The organism is Arthrobacter sp. P1_A5 (genome assembly GCF_056406825.1).
The window spans coordinates 40127-58425 of sequence record NZ_JBFTZL010000001.1; the positions used below are offsets into that span (position 1 = coordinate 40127).

The window sequence follows — 18299 nt, forward strand, 5'->3', positions numbered from 1 at the left end:
CACGGCAGTTCGAAACGGAGCCGGGATCATTTTTTCTTTTTCCCGCCAAACGGGAAGTAGGGGTTGTGGCCGGCCGGGCCCTGGTAGGTGCGGCGGCCCGGCAAGGGAACATCGCCCTTGCCCAAGCCGCCCTGCGCGGTGCTGGGGAGGTCTTCTGCCGGCAGGTAACCGCCCTCCGGGCCCGCGGGACGGCCGTAAGGGAACGAGTCCTCTTCCCGGATGTCGGGACCGGCACGGAACGACTCGGCGTCGAACTCGCCGGAAATTCGCGGAATCAGGCCCGTATCCACCGAGACGGTGGCCCGCTCCGGTGCCCTCCGGACCTCCGCCGCGCCGCCTGCCTGCGGCCCCGTGCCGGGCCCTGCGGCGGCCCTGCGCCGGAGCCGCCCAAGGAGCGGCGCCAGGAGGTCCTGCAGCTCGGTGACCCGGAAGAGCTTCAGCAGCAGGAAATAGGCGGCCAGCATGACGGGACCGACGACGACGATTGTCACCAGGGCGGCGATCCGGTCGCTCCAGGCGTAGCCGTCCGGGTTGTAGCTGCCCAGCAGCCACAACGCCACAGCTCCGGCGAGGGCGGAACCCAGGGCCGCATACCCCATGCGGATGTAGGAGCTGGCGATGCGGGGCCCGTCGAGGTGGCCCAGGAGCCGGCGCAGGAAGGTCGCGCTGACTATCACGGAGAGGATATTGCCGGCCGTGTAGAGGATCGCGATGGCGAAAATGATCTGATCGAACGGCAGGAACTGGATCGCGAACGCGGCCGCCAGGTTGACCAGCGCCAGGACCAACTGGATGAAGAACGGCGTCCGGGCGTCCTCATTGGCGTAGAACACCCGCGACATCATGAAGTTGGCGCTCATGAACGGGGTGCTGAGGGCCAGGATCGTGAGGGTTTGGGCCAGCATGACGCCGTCCTGGCGCTGCCCGCCCGAGAAGAACATGCCCAGCGGTCCGGCCAGCGCAAAGAGCGCCAGCGCGCCGAAAACGGTTGCCACGGCCATGGTCCGCAGCCCGTGGGAGAGCGCGTTTCGCAGGGCGGCCCGGTCTCCGTCCTGGGACGCCCGGGTCATCCGGTTGAACAGCACGGTGGCCAGGGACAGGGCAATGATGGAGTGCGGCAGCAGGTACAGCTGGCTGGCCACCTCCAGCACCGCGTTGCCCGGAATGTTGCCGGCCGCGGCGGTGTCCCCCGCCTGCTGAAGGCGGAGCCGTTCCGCGCCCGGGATCGTCGCGATGCGCATGACGTAAAGGAAGGCGAACTGCCCGACGGCGGCCGTCGCCAGGGTCCAGACGCTCAGCTTCGCGGCATGGCCCAGACCGACCCCGCGCCAGCCGAAGCGCGGCCGCAGCCCGAGCCGGAGCCTGAACACGGGGATGAGCAGCACGGCGGTCTGGGTGGCGACGCCTATTGTGGAGAACCCGGCGACGAGGATGGTCTGGAACGGGCCCCAGTTGTCGATCGTGTGCGGGTTGGTGGCGTTGGCCCCCATGATGCCGATGAACATGCCCAGCCCGGCGATCGCCACGACGTTGTTGATGATTGGCGCCCACATCGCGGGTCCAAAGGCCCCATGGGCGTTGAGGACCTGGGTCAGCAGGGCGTACAGGCCGTAGAAGAAGATCTGCGGAAGGCACCAGAACGCGAACGACACCGCGAGGGCCTTCTGCTGCGGCGAGTAGCCCTGGGTGGTCAGCTGAATGACTGACGGCGCCAGCAGCGTGACCAGCAGCGTGAGAACGAGCAGCACCAGCACCGCCAGCGTCAGCAGCCGGCTGATGTAGTCCGCTCCCTTGTCCGGCGCCTTGCTGGCTTTGATGATCTGCGGCACCAGAACAGCATTGAACACCCCGCCGGCCACCAGCAGGAAGATCAGGTTGGGAAGGTTGTTGGCGTTGATGAAAGTGTCGTTAACCGTCGAGCCCAGGCCCAGGGCGGCGGCCAGCATCCAGGTCTTGGCGAAGCCCAGGAAACGCGAAACGAGGGTTCCGGCGGCCATGACGGCGCTGGAACGGGCTTCTCCGGATTGGGCAGCTTTGGAATCGGCGGGGCCGGAGGGTACGGGGGCGGGTTTGGCTGATGACATCGTCTTCATCGTCTCACCCGCGCGGGGCATTAGTCGCTATCCGTGGACGTGACCGGCCGCACCGGCGGTCTTCAGCGGTCTTCCGGCAGGACTTCTTTGGCCAGATCCGCGATGCGGCGTTCGTTGGGGAAGGACAGCTTGCGCGCCAGCTCCTGGATCGGAACCCACGCGACGTCCACGGCTTCCTTGTCCGGATCGTTTTCGATGGTGAGTTCCCCGCCGGTGGCCCGCAACAGGTAGTGGTGCACGGTCTTGTGGACGCGGTGCCCGCTCACGGTGAACCAGTAGTCGATGCTTCCCAGCGGTGCCAGGATCTTGCCTTCGATCCCGGTTTCCTCGGCGATCTCGCGGACCGCGGCTTCCTCGTTGCTTTCCTTGCCTTCCGGGTGGCCCTTCGGCAGGCACCACTCGAGACGTCCGCCGCGGTTCAGGCGCGCGATGATCGCTACCCGCAGGTCGGCATCGGACATGTCCACCACGACGCCGCCGGCGGAGATTTCCTCCACAGTGGGCAGGGAGGCCTGGCCCGTGTGCTGGACAGGCGCGACGTTGGCACCTATTGCCGACGGCAAAGGTGCGTTTGTCCTCCTGCCGGGAGCGCTCGGTACGGGATGGGCCATGAGGTCCACTCTAACGACTCTTGCCCGCTGTTGATGACCTAAACATGGCCGGAAAGTAGACGGCCGGGAAAGTCGGCCCTGAGCGGTTCGTGCGCAATCGTGACGAACCCGCCGGATCCTTGTGGGTTCCGGTGTGGTGCTGGCGCGGTTTTCTGACAAGCTTAAGTAACTATGGCGCACGCACATCACAAGACTGACTCCCACACCGTTTCTTTCCAGGTGGATCCGGTGGTTCTGGAGCTCGGGCAGCGCTTCGTCGACGCCGGCCACGAGCTGTCCCTCGTGGGCGGGCCCGTCCGTGACCTTTTTCTTGGCCGGGTCTCGCCCGACCTGGACTTCACCACTGACGCCACTCCGGACCAGACGGTTGCCCTGATCAAGAAATGGGCGGACAACTACTGGGAGATCGGGCGCGCCTTCGGCACCATCGGGATGCGCAAGGGCGACTTCCAGATCGAAATCACCACCTACCGGGCCGACGCCTACGATCCGGAGTCCCGCAAGCCGATAGTGGCCTTCGGAACATCCCTGACGGATGACCTGCTGCGGCGGGACTTCACGATCAACGCCATGGCCCTGCGGCTGCCCATGCTGGAGMTCGTCGATCCTTTCGGCGGCGTCCGCGACCTGCACGCCTCGATCCTCAACACGCCCGGGCCGCCGGAAACGTCCTTCTCCGACGACCCCCTGCGCATGATGCGCGCCGCGAGGTTCGCGGCCCAACTGGGGGTGTCGCTGCACGCCGACGTCCGCGAGGCCATGGTCCGGATGGCGGAACGGATCAGCATCATCTCGGCCGAACGCGTGCGCGATGAACTGATCAAGCTCATCTGCGCCGCGCAGCCGCGGGCCGGCGTGGACCTGCTGGTCGATACCGGGCTCGCGGACCTGGTCCTGCCGGAAGTCTCGGCCCTGCGCCTGGAAGCCGATGAACACCACCGCCACAAGGACGTCTACCAGCACTCGCTGCAGGTCCTGGAACAGGCAGCAGCGCTGGAGTCGAAGGCGGACGGCCCGGTTCCCGGCCCGGACTTTGTGTTGCGGTTCGCTGCCCTCATGCACGACGTCGGCAAGCCGGCCACGCGCCGCTTTGAACCGGGCGGCGCAGTGAGCTTCCGCCACCACGACATGGTGGGCGCCAAGCTGACCGCCAAGCGCATGAAGGCGCTGCGCTTCGACAACGACACCATCAAGGCCGTGGCCAGGCTGGTGGAGCTGCACATGCGCTTCTACGGCTACGGTGAGGCCGGCTGGAGCGATTCCGCGGTCCGCCGCTACATCACCGACGCCGGTCCCCTCCTGGAGCGCCTGCACCGGCTCACCCGCTCCGACGTCACCACCCGGAACCAGCGCAAGGCGGACCGGCTGTCCTTCGCCTACGACGACCTCGAGGACAGGATTGCGGCGCTGCGGGAGCAGGAGTCCCTCGACGCCGTCCGCCCGGACCTGGACGGCGGCCAGATTATGGCGCTGCTTGGCCTCAAGCCCGGTCCCGTGGTGGGCCGCGCCTACAAATTCCTGTTGGAAGAACGCATGGAGCACGGCCCGCTCGATCCCGCCGTCGCCGAATCCCGCCTGCGGGACTGGTGGGCGGCACAGCCCGAGGCGGCGCCCGCCGGCGCCGAACTTTCCACCACTGAGGAGTCCTAAGTGATCGCACCATCCAACGGCCCCCGCCCCCAACTGTGGATCCTGCGGCACGGTGAAACAGAGTGGTCTAAGAGCGGGCAGTACACCGGTCTCACGGACATGCCCCTCACGGTGGAAGGCGAGCAGCAGGCCGTGGAGGCGCGCAGGGTGCTCGAGACCGTCGACTTCGACCTCGTGCTGACCTCACCCCTGCGCCGCGCCCGCCGGACCGCCGAACTCGCCGGCTACCCCGACGCCCAGTTGGAGCCGCTGGCGGTGGAATGGGACTACGGCGACTATGAGGGCATCAGCTCGGACCTCATCCGCAAGGACAACCCCGAATACCTGATCTGGACGCACGGCGTGCCCAATGGTGAAGCGCTCGACGACGTCGCCGCCCGCGCGGACAAGATCGTGGCCCGGGTGCTCGAATCGGGCCTGGACAATGTGCTGATCGTCGCGCACGGGCATTTCTCCCGCATCCTGACCGCCCGGTGGCTCGGGTTGGACCCCCGCGAGGGCCGGCATTTCGTATTGGGGACCGCCAAAGTCTGCACACTGGGATGGGATAAGAAGACACCGGCAATCGTGCGCTGGGGACTCTAAAACCGGTTTTTAAAACAAAGTCAAAGAAAGTTTATGAATTCGGTAGGCAACGGCCGTATTCGTAGTGTATTTTTATTTCTGACCCCAAGGCGACTTGCCGGGGTCACGGCGCGCGTCACCCGGCCAGTCAGCCGGAGCCACGGCAGAACAGAAAAGGAGGTTGGGAAAATGATGATTACTTTGACTAGCGGATGGATGTACTCCACCACCGCCAACCCGGCCTCGTTCGCTGAGCCGCGCCCAAATGTCGGACTGACTGTTTCCTGACCGCGTTCCCGTCCCAGGCAATGCAGCTTGGGGCCCGTGGCAGTTGGCCTTCCTCAACGGAAAGCCCAATGACGGCAGCCTGATCAGGCGGAACCACGCGGTTGCGCAGCCTCCCCATAGTTCGGAACCCAGCTTCTTGTTGGGGTTTCGGCGCTACCGCGTCCAGGGGCCATTCTCCATCGAATAACTTTTTCCTATCCGGAATTCCGGCCTAAATAAGGCCGGGGATTTCCGGGCTAATTGCCACGCCCGGAACCGGCTATTCGAATTCCTTGCATCCAGGGCTCTATTTGTCGCGCCCAAAATGCGGCCGCCCGTTTCATCCGCCCATTCCTGCTGCCTCCAGGTCGCCCCATTGAGCCCAGGCGGCGCAATCCCCCACCAACGAAAGGTCCCTGTGACTACCGCAACCACCGCTCCAGCCCACCGCACAGCCCTGCCCGCCACCCGGGCACGCCGATCGAGTCCCCGAGGGGAGGTAAGAACCATGATGAACAAGCTCTATACGGTCCTGTTCCGAAAGCTGGCCCGCAGGGAGTCGACACGCTTCAACGGCCAACTCCTGGACCAAAGGCGGGACGACACGTTCCTCGCCATGCATCAGGCCGGCCTGATTCGCTGACGCCCCGATCTGCTGACGGCCGGACACTTCCGCCACCGGCGCATGGACTAATCCCGTGCAGGGGCGACGCCCCTTACCGGCAGGACTGTCCGCAGCGAAGGAGGACCTGATGACTGACATTGGAACCGATCCCAGGGAGCCCGTGCGTCGCCGCACGGGCTCCCCCTTTTTAAGCGTCCCTTCATGGCCCGCCGTTGTGGCGGCCTCCGATACGACGTGCCAGCGAAGACCGCGGCGCGGCATGGGTCAATGTCCCCCGGTAAGCTCAAGGTCATGCAGGAGACAAAGCCGCCGGAGCGCAAACGGGTCCGATTGGTCATCCCGAGCCGCAGCGACCCTTTTCTCCGAAACTTCACGGAACTGGTAGGCGGTCCCTTGGGCCACCGCTCGGCGCCCGGGATCGTTTCGCCGGGATTCTTCACGGTGGAACGTGTTCTGGTGATCCTCACTGTCCTCGCCGCCCTGGCCGGGATCTTGCTCAAGAACTTCTGCCGCACCAACGGCTGGGAAACACCCGGGCAGTTCTACGCCACGTGCTACTCGGACTTTCCGGAGCTGTTCCGCAACCGCGGCCTCGGCGATGGCGCCTTCCCCTTCATTACCCCGGGAAGCCTCTTCGAGTACCCCGTGCTGATGGGGTTGATCGCGGGTGCCACCGCACTTCTGGTGCCCGGCGCCGGCACCGACGATCCCCGCGTCCTTGGCTACTTCGACGTCAACGCCACCCTGATCGCCGCCGTCTGGATCATCACCGTGCTGGCCACGGCACGGACGAACCGCCGGCGGTCCTGGGACGCGGCGATGGTTGCCCTCGCCCCCGGCATTGTCCTGGCGGGCGTCATTAACTGGGACATGTGGGCCGTGTGCATGCTGGCTCTTGGCATGTACTTCTTTGCGCGGAACAAGCTCGTCCTCGCCGGGATCTTCATCGGTCTGGGCACGGCCACCAAGCTCTACCCGCTGTTGATCCTCGGCGCCGTCCTGCTGCTGGCGCTCCGGAGCGGGCGTATCCGGGCGCTGCTGATCACGGCCGGTGCCGCAACCGCGGCCTGGCTGGCGGTCAACGTCCCGGTAGCCGCGGCAAATCCGGAAGGCTGGAAGTACTTCTACCAGTTCACGCAGGAGCGGCCGGCGGGCTACAGCTCACCCTGGTTCGCCTACAACCTGGTGGCCGCCCGGCTGGGCTGGAATCCGCTTGAGGCCGCGGCCATCAACTCCCTGGCACTGGACCTGTTTCTCCTGGCCTGCATCCTGATTGCGGTCCTTGCACTGACGGCACCCCGCCGGCCGAGGATCGCGCAGCTGGCGTTCCTGATCGTGGCCGCGTTCATCCTGACCAACAAGGTGTACTCCCCCCAGTTCGTGTTGTGGCTGATCCCCCTGATCGCCCTCGCCCGGCCCCGCTGGCGTGACTTCGTCATCTGGCAAGCCATCGAAGCGCTGCACTGGGGCGCCATCTGGATGTACCTGGGGCAGGCAACCAGCGGCGGCTCGACCCAGCACAACATCGACATGCCCTACTACGTCCTGGCCGTGGTTGCCCACATGCTCGCCACCGCATACCTGATGGCCCGTGTCGTCTGGGACATCTGGGATCCGTCCTGCGACGTGATCCGCCGCCACCGCATCGATGATCCGCATGGCGGCCCCTTCGACGGTGCCCCGGACTGGCTGCGGATTGATCTGCGCCGGCCCGCGGCGTCCCTGGTGCCGTGGCGGAAGAGTGCCGTGGCGGAAAGCCACAGCGCATGACTGACGTCGCCGTCGTCGGTTCCGGCCCCAACGGGCTGGCCGCGGCGGTGACCATGGCGCGGGCCGGACTCAAAGTCCACGTGTTCGAGGCGGCCGCCACACCCGGCGGCGGACTGCGCACCGCCGAACTGATGGAACCGGGCCACTTCCACGACGTCTGTTCGGCCGTGCACCCCATGGTTCTGGCCTCACCCTTTTTCCGCCGGTTCGAGCTGTCCAGGCGCGTGCCCCTGGAGGTGCCCGAGCTCTCGTACGGATCCCCGCTCGACGGCGGCCGCGCGGCGCTGGCCTATCGTTCCCTGGACCGCACCGTTGCGGAACTCGGGCGGGACGGCGCCGCCTACCGCCAGCTCATGGAGCCCCTCGTGCGGCGGGTGGAGGGCGTCGCGGACCTCACCCTGAACCAGCTGCTGCGGATTCCGGCAGATCCCCTGGCCGCCGCCGCGTTCGGCCTCCGGGCGCTCGAACAAGGCTCGACGCTGTGGAATGCGAGGTTCAGCCAGGACCTGGCTCCCGCACTGCTGAGCGGCGTCGCCGCGCATACCGTGGCGCCGCTGCCCTCGATCACCGCCGCCGGCGCCGGGCTGATGCTGGGCGCCCTGGGCCATGCCGGCGGCTGGCCGGTTCCGCGCGGCGGATCGGCCGCGATTGCCCAGGCGCTGACCGCTGACATCGAGGCCCATGGCGGGGTGGTCGAGACCGGCAGGCGGATCACATCGCTCGCGGAGCTGCCGCCGGCCCGGGCCACGCTGCTGGATGTGGCGCCCCCCGCGCTGCTACACCTGGCGGAGGGCCGGCTCCCGTCGCGCTATAGGAGCGCCCTGGCGTCCTTCCGCTTCGGGAACGCTTCCTGCAAGGTCGATTTCATCCTCTCCGGCCCGGTGCCGTGGGCGGCGGAAAGCCTCGCCGATGCCGGGACGGTGCACGTGGGCGGCACCAGGGCGGAAACCGCCGAAGCGGAGCGCCTGGTCGCCTCGGGACGGCATCCGGACCGGCCCTACGTGCTGGTATCCCAGCCCTCGCGTTTTGATGCCGGCCGCGCGCCGGCCGGCCGGCACATCCTGTGGACCTATTGCCACGTTCCGGCCGGTTCCACCGCGGACATGAGCGATGCGGTCATGGCGCAACTGGAGCGCTTCGCGCCCGGGTTCCGGGATGTGGTGGTGCAGTTCAAGGTGACCACGGCCGCAGGGCTGGCGGCGTACGACGAGAACTTCGTCGGTGGGGACTTCGGCGCAGGCCGCATGGACCTTTGGGGCATGTTGCGGCGGCCGGTGCTGAGCCCGGTGCCCTGGCGGACGCCGCTGCCAGGGGTGTACTTGTGCTCGTCGTCGACCCCGCCCGGTCCCGGCGTCACCGGCATGCCCGGCTTCCACGCCGCCCGGCATGCCCTCAAGGACATGTTCGGTCTCGGCGTCCCGGACCTCGGATACCTGGTCCCCTAGCCCCTAGCCCTGCCGCGGCGCCGCAGCGGCCGCCGTCGCCACCCTGGCGGACAGCCGTCCGTCGCGCATGCTCGCGACGGCGTCGGTGAGCGGCACGAAATCGGTGTCGTGGGTGACCATGACCGTTGCCACGCTGAATTCGTCGGTGACCTGCCGCAGCAGCCGGATGATCGCTTCGCTGCGCTGGTGGTCAAGGGCGGCCGTCGGCTCGTCCACCAGCAGCACGGCAGGGTTGCCCATGAGTGCCCGGGCAATGTTGACGCGCTGGCGCTGTCCGCCGGAGAGTTGGTGCGGCCGTTTCGCCAGGGCATGCCCGAGGCCGACAAGGTCCATCAGAGCCGCGGCGCGTTCCCCGGCCGCCCGCGCTGTCCCGCCGCGCAGGCGCTGGGTGATCACGAGCTGCTCCACCGCGGTGAGGGAGGGCAGGAGGTTGGGCTGCTGGAAGATGATGCCGATCTTGTCCCGCCGCAGTGCGGTGCGGCCGGAGTCGGGCAATCCGCCGGCGTCCTCGCCGTCGACCACCACCAGGCCGGCGGTGGGCCGGACCAGGGTGGCGGCGACGGCCAGCAGGGACGACTTGCCGGACCCCGAGGGGCCGATCAGGGACACGAATTCGCCTGCGTGCACCTTGAGGCTCACGGAGTCCAGGGCCTTGAGGGTGCCGTCTCCGTCCGGGTACTCCAGGGTGACGTTGACGAGGTTCAGGGCGGTGTTGTTCAGGGTTGAGTTCATGAGATATGCCTTTCTAGGAATATATGGGGCGGGCCGGGGCTGCTCAGTTGCCGCCGAGGGCGATGAGCGGATCGACGCGGGCGACGCTGCGGACCGCGAGGGCTGCGCCGGCCAGGCCCAGGAGCACGATTCCGGCGATGGGCAGCAGCGTTGTCCAGGGCGTGAGGAGGAACGGTGCCGCCTGCGACGCGAGGACTCCGCCGGCCACACCGGCCAGCCCCCCGGCCACCGCGCCGGCCAGCAGGACCAGGGCCGCCTGCGCCATGGCGTCCCGGAGGATGTAGCGGGCGGACCCGCCCAGTGCCTTCAGAACGGCGATGTCCCGGGTGCGCTGGACCGTCCAGACCGTCAGGAAGGCAACAATCACGAGGGCTGAGATGCCGTAGAGGAAGGCCTGCATGAGCAGCAGCGAGCCGTTCTCGCTCTTGTAGGAGCCGAGGGCCTGGAAGGACCCGTCGATCGTGGTGCTGACGGTTCCCGCGGCGGTGTTGGCGGCACCGAGATCCACCCCTGTTCCGGCGGTGGAGTCGAATGTCACGGCCAGCACCGTCGCGGCGTCCGCGTCTTGGATATGGGCCAGCTTCTGCCAGTCGGCCAGCGTGGTCCACACGACGCCGGTGTGGGAATACCACTGCTCCGGCACGACGGCCGTCACAACGAGGTCGGCGCCGCCCACCGAGGCGTGGCTGCCGATGCTGAGCTCCAGGTCCTCCGCCAGTCCGGCTCCGACGGCGATGGTTCCCTCTGTCAGCGGGGCAGGAGCCAGGCCTGCGCCGGGCTCGGTGCCGAAGACCGCAACGCTTGCCGTGCGTGCCGGCACGCCTTCGGCGCCGAGTGCCTGGAAGCGGCTCTGGCTGATCCCGACGGCGTCGGCTCGGGCGACGCCGTCGCGCGCCGACCACAGGCTCTGTTGGGCGCGCGTGACTTCGGATTCGGTAAACGAGGCCTTGGGTGCGCTCCCGGCCGGGGCGCCGAAGACCAGCTGGTCGGCCGGGAGGGCGGCGAGGGCCGACGTCGACTGGTTTCCGAGTCCGGCCGTCAGCCCGGAAAGCATGACGAGCAGGAGGGTGATGAGGGCGACGACCGCGCCCATCAGGGCGAACCGTCCCTTGGCAAAGCGGATATCGCGGATGGCGAGATACATGTTGTCCTTCTTGGTGTCGTTTGAGGCGCTTGTGGCGTTGCTTCCAGCCTTCCCTCCGCCGGGCTCCAGGGCATCGGCCGCCCGGTTGGACCGCCGCCACCGGTCGGACGGCCCTGCGATCAACCAAAAGGTTGATTCCGCCGGGGGCGGGCCGTTTTCCGCAGGAGCCCCGCCGCACCGGCACTACGCTGGAAGCATGGAGGGCGACGCCGGCAACACGGTCCACAACGGCACAGGACCCAGGGGCGCACCGCACGCCGGCGCACCGCACGCGCCGGAGCCCACCGGGGCGGCCGTCATTCTGCGCGTCCTTCGTGTGAGCCTGCACGTCGGCTTTGCGGTGCTGCTCCTGGTGGCGCTGCTCCGGCTCCTGGCCGGCGGCATCACTGGGCAGGAGTGGATCACCCTGTTGCTGGCCGTGCTGCTCGCCGCCTTCTACCTCGTGGGCACCGTGCTGGAGAAACGGCACGCCGCCCGCCGGACCCGGTTCGATCCGCGGCCCTACTCGGCCTGGTGGCTGGGCGGCGTCTGCCTCCTCTGGCTGCTGCTGGTCTGGGCCAGTGCCGACTTCGTCTGGCTGGCCTTCCCGCTGTTCTTCCTGCAGTTGCACGTGCTCCGGCGCCGGCTGGCGCTGCCGGCGATCGCATTGAGTACCGGGTTTGTTATTGCGGCGCTCTGGTTCCACAACGGCGGTAGCGCGTCTCCCGATCTGGCCACTGCGGATCCGGCCAGCGTGGGGCTGCAGCTGCCCATGGTGCTCGGGCCCGTTTTCGGCGCAGCCTTCGCTGTGGTCACCGGACTGGCCTACCGGGCGCTGTTCCTGGAGGCGGAAAACCAGCGGCTGGCGGCCGAAGAGCTGCGCCGCACCCGTGCCGAACTCGCCCGGACCCAGCACAATGCCGGCACCCTGGCCGAGCGCACCCGGCTGGCCCGGGAAATCCATGACACTCTCGCCCAAGGCCTGTCCAGCATCGTGCTGATGGGGCGCGCGGCCGAGAAGGCCCTGGACGACGGCGAACCCGCCGTGGCACGGGACAGGCTGCGGATTGTCCGGGACACGGCCGCCGCCAACCTGGCAGAGGCCCGCAACTTCGTCCGGGCCCTGCAGTCCCCCGATCTCGAGGACGGCTCCCTCGTGGCCGGACTTCTCCGGCTGTGCGAAAAGACCGAAGCGGAGACCGCGGCGCGGGGTGCCGGGCTGCGGTGCCGCCTCGACGTCGAAGGTGTGCCGGTGGAACTCCCCGGCGCCCACCAGACGGTCCTGCTCCGGGCCGCGCAGGCGAGCCTGGCCAACGTGCGGGCGCATGCGCAGGCGGGCACCGCCGTCGTCACCCTTTCCTTCCTGGGCCCGGAGGTGGCCATGGACATCTACGACGACGGCGCCGGATTCGACCCCTCGGCCTTGCCGGCCCGTCCGGACGGGTCCGGCTATGGGCTGACGTCGTTGCGGGACCGCGTGGCCGCCCTCCACGGGCAGCTGGACATCGAGTCTGCCCCGGGTGAGGGAACCGTGGTGGCCATCCGGCTGCCACTGGGCCAAGCGCCCGGTTCCAACGCCGCGCCGGCGCCGGTCCGCGGGGACCGGAAATGAACAACATCCGGGTGTTCCTGGTGGACGACCACCCGGTGGTCCGGGCCGGTCTGCGGGCAATGCTGGGTGATCTGGAGGGCATCACGGTGGTGGCCGAGGCCGCCGACGGCGGCGCCGCGCTGGCCGGACTGGCCAGGCTCCACACCCTGGGTGAGCCCGCGGACGTGGTGCTCATGGACCTGCAGATGGGCGCGGGCATGGACGGCGTCACGGCCACCGGCCGGATCAAGGCAGGAGAGGCCGGCGAGCCGCCGCCGCCGGTGCTCATCCTGACCACCTATGACTCCGACGCCGACATCCTGGCCGCCGTCGAGGCCGGCGCCAGCGGCTACATGCTCAAGGATGCCCCGCCCGAGCAGATCCGCCAGGCGGTGCTCTCTGCCGCGGCCGGCGGCACCGCGCTGGCCCCCGAGGTCGCGGCCCGGCTGATGGGCCGGATCAGGAATCCGGAGCCTGCCCTGTCCGCCCGCGAGGTCCAGTTGCTCGGATTGCTGGCCACCGGGATGGGAAACCGGGCGATCGCGAAGCAGCTGTTCATTTCCGAGGCCACGGTCAAGACGCACCTGGTGCACATCTACGGCAAACTCGGCGTGGACAACCGCACCGCCGCGATCGCCGTGGCAGCGCAGCGCAGGATCATCCGGCGGCCCTAGGCGTTCCCGGCACCCGAAGTGAAGCCGGGGGGCGGGTGACGGTGCTAAGTGACGGTGTTATGTGACAACGGACTTGTCGGTGGCCCGGGGCATAATGGGCGCCATGGGGAACTCATCAAAACTTGCACTGGCCCTTGTGGGCCTTGTTCTTGGCGGCTCGCTGGTCGCCTGCGGCGACGGCCGTGAGGGCGCCGAAAGCGCTGCCAAACAGCTCGCCTCCGCGGTGTCCGCGCTCGACGTCGGATCCGTTGCCTTTGAGGGCAAGGACTCCGGTGCCGCTAAAGACCAGCTCAAGGAAATATTCAAGGGGCTTGACCCGGCCCGCCCTGCAGTGGAAAGCGGCCAACTGACGCTGGAGGCCGATAAGGCCACGGTCCCGCTCAACTACCGCTGGAAGATCGGCTCCGAAGAGTGGAAGTACACCACCTTCGCCGAGTTCAAGAAGTCTGGCGACAAGTGGCTGACGGTCTGGAACCCGGCCACCCTGGTCCCCGAGCTGGCCGAAGGCGAGCTCGTCGGCTCGGCAACCCATTCGCCGTCGCGCGCCGACATCCTGGGCGCCGGCGGGGTCCCGCTGGTCACGTACCGGCCCGTGGTCAATGTTGGCATCGACAAGCCGGCGCTCGGCGGTGCAGACGCCGCCGATTCCGCCACCAAGCTTGCCCAACTGGTGGGGGTCGACTCGGCGGCGTACGGGCAGCAGGTCGCGGCGGCCGGCCCCGAGGCGTTCGTTGCCGCCATCACTTTGCGTGAAGAAGGACGGACCATCACCGATGCTCAGATCGGCGAGATTCCCGGCGCCCGCGCCATCCGGGACTCCCTTCCGCTGGCACCAAACCGCACCTTCGCCCGCGCCCTGCTGGGCACCGCAGCGGAGGCGAATGCAGAACAGATCGAAAAATCGAACGGGGCACTCAAAGCCGGGGACACCACGGGCACCGGTGGCCTGCAACAGCAATACGACGCGCAGCTTCGCGGCAGCGACGGCATTCAGGTCTTCGCCGAGAAGGCAGGCCTCACCGCCGCAGAGAAGCAGGCTCTGCCCAATGCGGGACGCCGCGTACTTTTTCAAACTGAGATAAAAGAAGGCACCCCGCTGAAAACCACCCTGGACCCGAAACTGCAGCAGCTCGCGGAAGACGTCCTCGGCAAGGTCGGCCCGGCGTCGGCCATTGTGGCGCTCCGGCCCTCCAGCGGCGCCGTCCTGGCAGCCGCCTCCGGGCCGGGCAGCAACGGCTACGACACCGCGATGCTGGGACAGTATGCCCCTGGATCGATCTTCAAGATGGTCGATTCCCTGGCCATGTTCCGCAACGGCATGACGCCCGACTCCAAGGTGGACTGCCCGCCCACCCTCACGGTTGACGGCCGCACCTTCAAGAACGCCGAGGGATACCCTGAGTCCTCCCTGGGGTCCGTGACGCTGCGCGACGCCTTTGCGCACTCCTGCAACACCGCGTTCATCAACGCCCGCGACACCGTCACCCAGGCACAGCTCGAATCCGCCGCGACCTCGCTGGGCGTGGCAGTTGAAGCACCCGCGCTCGGCGCGGCCGCATTCCTCGGCTCCGTCCCCGGGGATGCCGAAGGAACCGAACATGCCGCCTCCATGATCGGCCAGGGCAAAGTGCTCCTGTCCCCCCTGGCCGCCGCCGTCATGGCCGGCTCGGTGGCCAAGGGAGCCCCGGTGGCCGCCCAGCTGGTATTGAATCCGAACGAGGGCGCCAGTCCTCCAGATGCCCAAGGCGCCGCCCCCACAGGAACGGCTACCGCCGGCACGTCGCCGGCTGCCCCGGCCTCTGGTGACGCGACACCGTCGGGCCCCGCACCGGCCACGGCCGTCGAAAAGCCGGTGACTGCAGCGGAAGCCGCGGCGCTGGCTGACATGATGCGGGCCGTCGTCACCAGCGGACATGCCGGGTTCCTGGCCTCCGTCCCGGGCGAGCCCGTCGGGGCGAAGACCGGAACGGCCGAGTTCGGCAACGACACCCCGCCCAAGACCCACGCCTGGATCGTGTCCGTGCACGGTGACCTCGCCGTCGCCGTGTTCGTCGAGGACGGCGGACTCGGGGCCACCACGTCCGGGCCGCTGCTCAAGGAGTTCCTGACCCGGGCCGGCTGAGCGGACGGGAAAAGTCCGAGTCGCCGGAAATTCTGCGCCGAAATGGCGGATGCTCCCCCGCGTTGTGCGGGGGAGCATCCGCCTTTCGATGTCAATAGTGCGGGAGCGCCTCAGGCGGCAAAGCCGTCCGCGATGTCCAACACGGCGTCCAGTACCGCCAAGCCCTTCTGGGTGTCTTCCACGCTGGTGTTGCACGGCGGGACAACATGGATTCGGTTGAAGTTCGCGAACGGGAGCAGCCCGCGGGACTTGCAGGCCGCCACCAGCTGGTTCATTTCCGGGCTTGAGCCGCCGTACGGGGCCAGGGGCTCGCGGGTCTTCCGGTCCTTGACGAGTTCGATCGCCCAGAAGACGCCCTTGCCGCGGACTTCACCAACGGAGCGGTGGCGCTCGGTGAATCCACGCAGGGCCGGGCCGATTACCTTCTCGCCGAGGGCTGCCGCGTGCTGGACGATCTGTTCATTCTCCATCGCGTTGATGGTCGCGACGGCGGCAGCCGCCGCGAGCGGGTGGCCAGAATAGGTCAGGCCGCCGGGGTAGACACGCTTGCCGAACGTGGCTGCGATCTCCGGACTGATTGCCACTCCGCCCATCGGAACATAGCCGGAGTTCACGCCCTTGGCGAAGGTCAGCAGGTCCGGAACGACGTCGAAGTGCTCGACGGCGAACCAGGTTCCGGTGCGGCCGAAGCCGGACATAACTTCGTCGGCGATGAAGACGATGCCGTGCCGGGTGCAGAGCTCGCGGACGCCCTGCAGGTATCCCGGAGGCGGCACGTAGATCCCGGCCGTGCCCGGGATGCTTTCCAGGATGAGGGCGGCGATGGTGGACGGGCCTTCGAAGCTGATCAGCTGTTCCAAGTGTTCGAGGGCGCGCTGGCTTTCCTCCTCCTCGGTGGTGGAATGGAAGGCGGTGCGGTACAGGTACGGCGGGAAGAAGTGGACGGTGCCGGTGCTGGCGGTGTCGCTGGGCCAGCGCCGGGGGTCGCCGGTGACGTTGATTGCCAGCTGGGTGCCGCCGTGGTACGAACGGTAGGCGGAGAGCACCTTGTGGCGGCCCGTGTGCAGACGGGCCATGCGGATGGCGTGCTCGTTGGCGTCGGCCCCGCCGTTGGTGAAGAAGATCTTGTTTAGTTCGCCGGGGGTGCGCCCGGCAATCAGGCGTGCAGCTTCGGAGCGCGCGTCGTTGACGTAACTCGGGGCGATCGTGCACAGCTTGGTGGCCTGTGCTGCGATGGCGGACACGACGGCGGGGTGCTGGTGGCCGATGTTGGTGTTGACCAGCTGCGAGGAGAAGTCCAGGTACTTGTTGCCGTCGCCGTCCCAGACGTGGGAGCCCTCGGCCGCGGAGATGACCATGGGATCGATGAGGTCCTGGGCGGACCAGGAGTGGAAGACGTGCTTGCGGTCCAGTTCATAGGCGCGGCGGGCGCCCTCGGCGGCCTCCTGCTGCGGGAGGGTTACGTTTTCAAGGGTCGAGGTCATGACAGCTGCCTTTCGGATTCGGGTGGCTTAGGCGTTCTGCGGGAAGCCGAGGTTGATGCCGCCGTGGCTTGGATCCAGCCAGCGGGAGGTGACCGCCTTGCCGCGGGTGAAGAAACCGACGCCCTCGGTGCCGTGGGCGTGGGTATCCCCGAACAGCGAGTTTTTCCAGCCGCCGAAGGAGTAGTAGGCCATGGGGACCGGAACGGGGACGTTGATGCCCACCATGCCCACCTCCACTTCGTTCTCGAAGCGCCGCGCCGCGCCGCCGTCGTTGGTGAAGATGGCGGTGCCGTTGCCGTATGGGTTGCCGTTGATCATCTCGAGCGCCTCGTCGTAGCTGTCAACGCGAAGCACGGACAGGACCGGACCGAAGATCTCGTCCTGATAGATGGACATGTCCGGAGTCACCTTGTCGAAAAGCGTGGGTCCGACGAAGAACCCGTCACCTTCCGCGTCGGCGGCGATGTTGCGGCCGTCGACGACGAGTTGGGCCCCGGCAGCTTCGCCGGCATCAATGTAGCCGGCAACCTTGTCCCGGTGCTGGGCCGTCACCAGCGGGCCCATGTCGCAGCCGCGCAGCCCGTCGCCGGTGCGCAGGGAAGCCGCACGTTGGGCAATCTTGTCCACCAGTTCATCAGCGATTTCGCCCACCGCGAGCAAGGCAGAGATGGCCATGCACCGTTCGCCCGCCGATCCGAATCCGGCATTGATGGCGGCGTCGGCGGCCAGGTCAAGATCGGCGTCGGGCAGCACGATCATGTGGTTCTTTGCTCCGCCAAGGGCCTGGACGCGCTTTCCGTTGGCCGTCGCGGTCTGATAGACGTACTTGGCGATCGGGGTGGAGCCGACGAAGGAGACGGCTTTGATGTCCGGGTGGTTGAGCAAGGCGTCAACGGCCACCTTGTCGCCGTGCAGGACGTTGAAGACGCCGTCCGGCAGGCCGGCTTCTTTCCAGAGTTCGGCCATCCAGTTCACGGCCGTGGGGTCCTTTTCGCTGGGCTTGACGACGACCGTGTTGCCGGCGGCGATGGCAAGCGGGAAGAACCACATCGGCACCATGGCCGGGAAGTTGAACGGGCTGATGACTGCGACCGGACCCAGGGCCTGGCGGATGGAGTGGACGTCCACGTTGGTGGACGCGTTCTCGGTGTAGCTGCCCTTGAGCAGGTGGGGAATGCCGCACGCGAACTCGACGACTTCCTGGCCTCTGGTGACTTCTCCGAGGGCATCATCCAGGACTTTTCCGTGCTCGGAGGTGATGATGGCGGCGAGTTCGCCCTTGCGGGAGTTGAGCAGTTCGCGAAAGGCGAAGAGGATCTGGGTGCGGCGGGCAATCGAGGTGTCTCGCCATGCGGGGAACGCGGCCTTGGCCGCGGCAATGGCGGCGTGGCTCTCGTCCTGGCTCGCGAGCGAAACCTGGCCTGTGACCTTGCCCGTGGCCGGGTTGGTCACCGGGGCCGTGCGCGCGCCGGCGGGGACGTAGCTGCCGTTGATCCAGTGCTCGATGATGTGCAAGGTTTCTCCTCATGCGGTATTCGGGGGTGCGTT

14 protein-coding genes are annotated in these 18299 nt (G+C 67.8%); 8 read left to right on the forward strand and 6 right to left on the reverse strand.

Features of this window, described 5'->3' with window-relative positions:
* Positions 1 to 26 precede the first annotated feature (26 nt).
* A complete protein-coding gene (gene murJ / locus AC1D1S_RS00175; RefSeq protein ID WP_243178146.1) occupies positions 27 to 2093 on the reverse strand; it encodes a murein biosynthesis integral membrane protein MurJ in 2067 nt (688 codons plus the stop codon).
* A 62-nt stretch (positions 2094 to 2155) separates the two neighbouring features.
* Positions 2156 to 2656, reverse strand: coding sequence for an NUDIX hydrolase (locus AC1D1S_RS00180; RefSeq protein WP_028277663.1), 501 nt, complete (start codon positions 2654 to 2656; stop codon positions 2156 to 2158).
* A gap of 219 nt (positions 2657 to 2875) precedes the next feature.
* Between AC1D1S_RS00180 and AC1D1S_RS00185 the strand changes: the two genes are divergently transcribed.
* The 5 genes from AC1D1S_RS00185 (at position 2876) to AC1D1S_RS00205 (ending at position 9025) form a co-directional block, all read left to right on the forward strand.
* Positions 2876 to 4354 carry a CCA tRNA nucleotidyltransferase gene (locus AC1D1S_RS00185; RefSeq protein WP_476993464.1) on the forward strand — a complete coding sequence of 493 codons (1479 nt, stop codon included), beginning with the start codon at positions 2876 to 2878 and terminating at the stop codon, positions 4352 to 4354.
* The gene (locus AC1D1S_RS00190) at positions 4355 to 4939 is read left to right on the forward strand and encodes a histidine phosphatase family protein (protein ID WP_028277661.1); all 585 of its coding nucleotides are present in this window, start codon (positions 4355 to 4357) and stop codon (positions 4937 to 4939) included.
* A 754-nt stretch (positions 4940 to 5693) separates the two neighbouring features.
* Entirely contained in the window at positions 5694 to 5828 is a 135-nt protein-coding gene (locus AC1D1S_RS00195; protein ID WP_275450888.1) for a hypothetical protein, read from the forward strand.
* Positions 5829 to 6101: 273 nt separating this feature from the next.
* Positions 6102 to 7580 (forward strand): glycosyltransferase family 87 protein, encoded by a 1479-nt coding sequence (locus AC1D1S_RS00200; protein WP_243178143.1) that lies wholly within the window; start codon positions 6102 to 6104, stop codon positions 7578 to 7580.
* Positions 7577 to 9025, forward strand: a complete 1449-nt coding sequence (locus tag AC1D1S_RS00205) for a phytoene desaturase family protein (RefSeq protein WP_476942790.1) — start codon at positions 7577 to 7579, stop codon at positions 9023 to 9025. Before AC1D1S_RS00200 ends, AC1D1S_RS00205 begins: the two co-directional genes overlap by 4 nt.
* Before the next feature lie 3 nt (positions 9026 to 9028).
* Here AC1D1S_RS00205 and AC1D1S_RS00210 read toward each other — a convergent pair whose 3' ends face one another.
* A complete protein-coding gene (locus AC1D1S_RS00210; RefSeq protein WP_243178141.1) occupies positions 9029 to 9757 on the reverse strand; it encodes an ABC transporter ATP-binding protein in 729 nt (242 codons plus the stop codon).
* A 43-nt stretch (positions 9758 to 9800) separates the two neighbouring features.
* Entirely contained in the window at positions 9801 to 10901 is a 1101-nt protein-coding gene (locus AC1D1S_RS00215) for an FtsX-like permease family protein (RefSeq protein WP_243178403.1), read from the reverse strand.
* Between the two features lie 196 nt (positions 10902 to 11097).
* On the opposite strand from AC1D1S_RS00215, the gene AC1D1S_RS00220 reads away from it, so the two are divergent.
* From AC1D1S_RS00220 to AC1D1S_RS00230, 3 genes are all read left to right on the forward strand, one after another.
* On the forward strand, positions 11098 to 12492 hold the full coding sequence (locus tag AC1D1S_RS00220) for a sensor histidine kinase (protein WP_476993465.1): 1395 nt from the start codon (positions 11098 to 11100) through the stop codon (positions 12490 to 12492).
* A complete protein-coding gene (locus AC1D1S_RS00225; protein ID WP_243178139.1) occupies positions 12489 to 13145 on the forward strand; it encodes a response regulator in 657 nt (218 codons plus the stop codon). The genes AC1D1S_RS00220 and AC1D1S_RS00225 overlap by 4 nt, the downstream gene beginning before the upstream one ends.
* Positions 13146 to 13248: 103 nt before the next feature.
* On the forward strand, positions 13249 to 15267 hold the full coding sequence (locus AC1D1S_RS00230; RefSeq protein WP_476993466.1) for a penicillin-binding transpeptidase domain-containing protein: 2019 nt from the start codon (positions 13249 to 13251) through the stop codon (positions 15265 to 15267).
* A 110-nt stretch (positions 15268 to 15377) separates the two neighbouring features.
* Here the strand turns inward: AC1D1S_RS00230 and AC1D1S_RS00235 are convergent, their stop codons facing one another.
* Positions 15378 to 16751, reverse strand: a complete 1374-nt coding sequence (locus AC1D1S_RS00235) for an aminotransferase class III-fold pyridoxal phosphate-dependent enzyme (RefSeq protein WP_476946285.1) — start codon at positions 16749 to 16751, stop codon at positions 15378 to 15380.
* A 27-nt stretch (positions 16752 to 16778) separates the two neighbouring features.
* The gene (locus tag AC1D1S_RS00240) at positions 16779 to 18266 is read right to left on the reverse strand and encodes a CoA-acylating methylmalonate-semialdehyde dehydrogenase (protein WP_476942794.1); all 1488 of its coding nucleotides are present in this window, start codon (positions 18264 to 18266) and stop codon (positions 16779 to 16781) included.
* Positions 18267 to 18299: the final 33 nt, after the last annotated feature.

Coding starts and splice junctions, on each gene's coding strand:
- murJ (WP_243178146.1), bottom strand. CDS start 2,093: ATGAAGACGATGTCATCAGCCAAACCCGCCCCCGTACCCTCCGGCCCC.
- AC1D1S_RS00195 (WP_275450888.1), top strand. CDS start 5,694: ATGATGAACAAGCTCTATACGGTCCTGTTCCGAAAGCTGGCCCGCAGG.
- AC1D1S_RS00200 (WP_243178143.1), top strand. CDS start 6,102: ATGCAGGAGACAAAGCCGCCGGAGCGCAAACGGGTCCGATTGGTCATC.
- AC1D1S_RS00205 (WP_476942790.1), top strand. CDS start 7,577: ATGACTGACGTCGCCGTCGTCGGTTCCGGCCCCAACGGGCTGGCCGCG.
- AC1D1S_RS00210 (WP_243178141.1), bottom strand. CDS start 9,757: ATGAACTCAACCCTGAACAACACCGCCCTGAACCTCGTCAACGTCACC.
- AC1D1S_RS00215 (WP_243178403.1), bottom strand. CDS start 10,901: ATGTATCTCGCCATCCGCGATATCCGCTTTGCCAAGGGACGGTTCGCC.
- AC1D1S_RS00220 (WP_476993465.1), top strand. CDS start 11,098: ATGGAGGGCGACGCCGGCAACACGGTCCACAACGGCACAGGACCCAGG.
- AC1D1S_RS00225 (WP_243178139.1), top strand. CDS start 12,489: ATGAACAACATCCGGGTGTTCCTGGTGGACGACCACCCGGTGGTCCGG.
- AC1D1S_RS00230 (WP_476993466.1), top strand. CDS start 13,249: ATGGGGAACTCATCAAAACTTGCACTGGCCCTTGTGGGCCTTGTTCTT.
- AC1D1S_RS00235 (WP_476946285.1), bottom strand. CDS start 16,751: ATGACCTCGACCCTTGAAAACGTAACCCTCCCGCAGCAGGAGGCCGCC.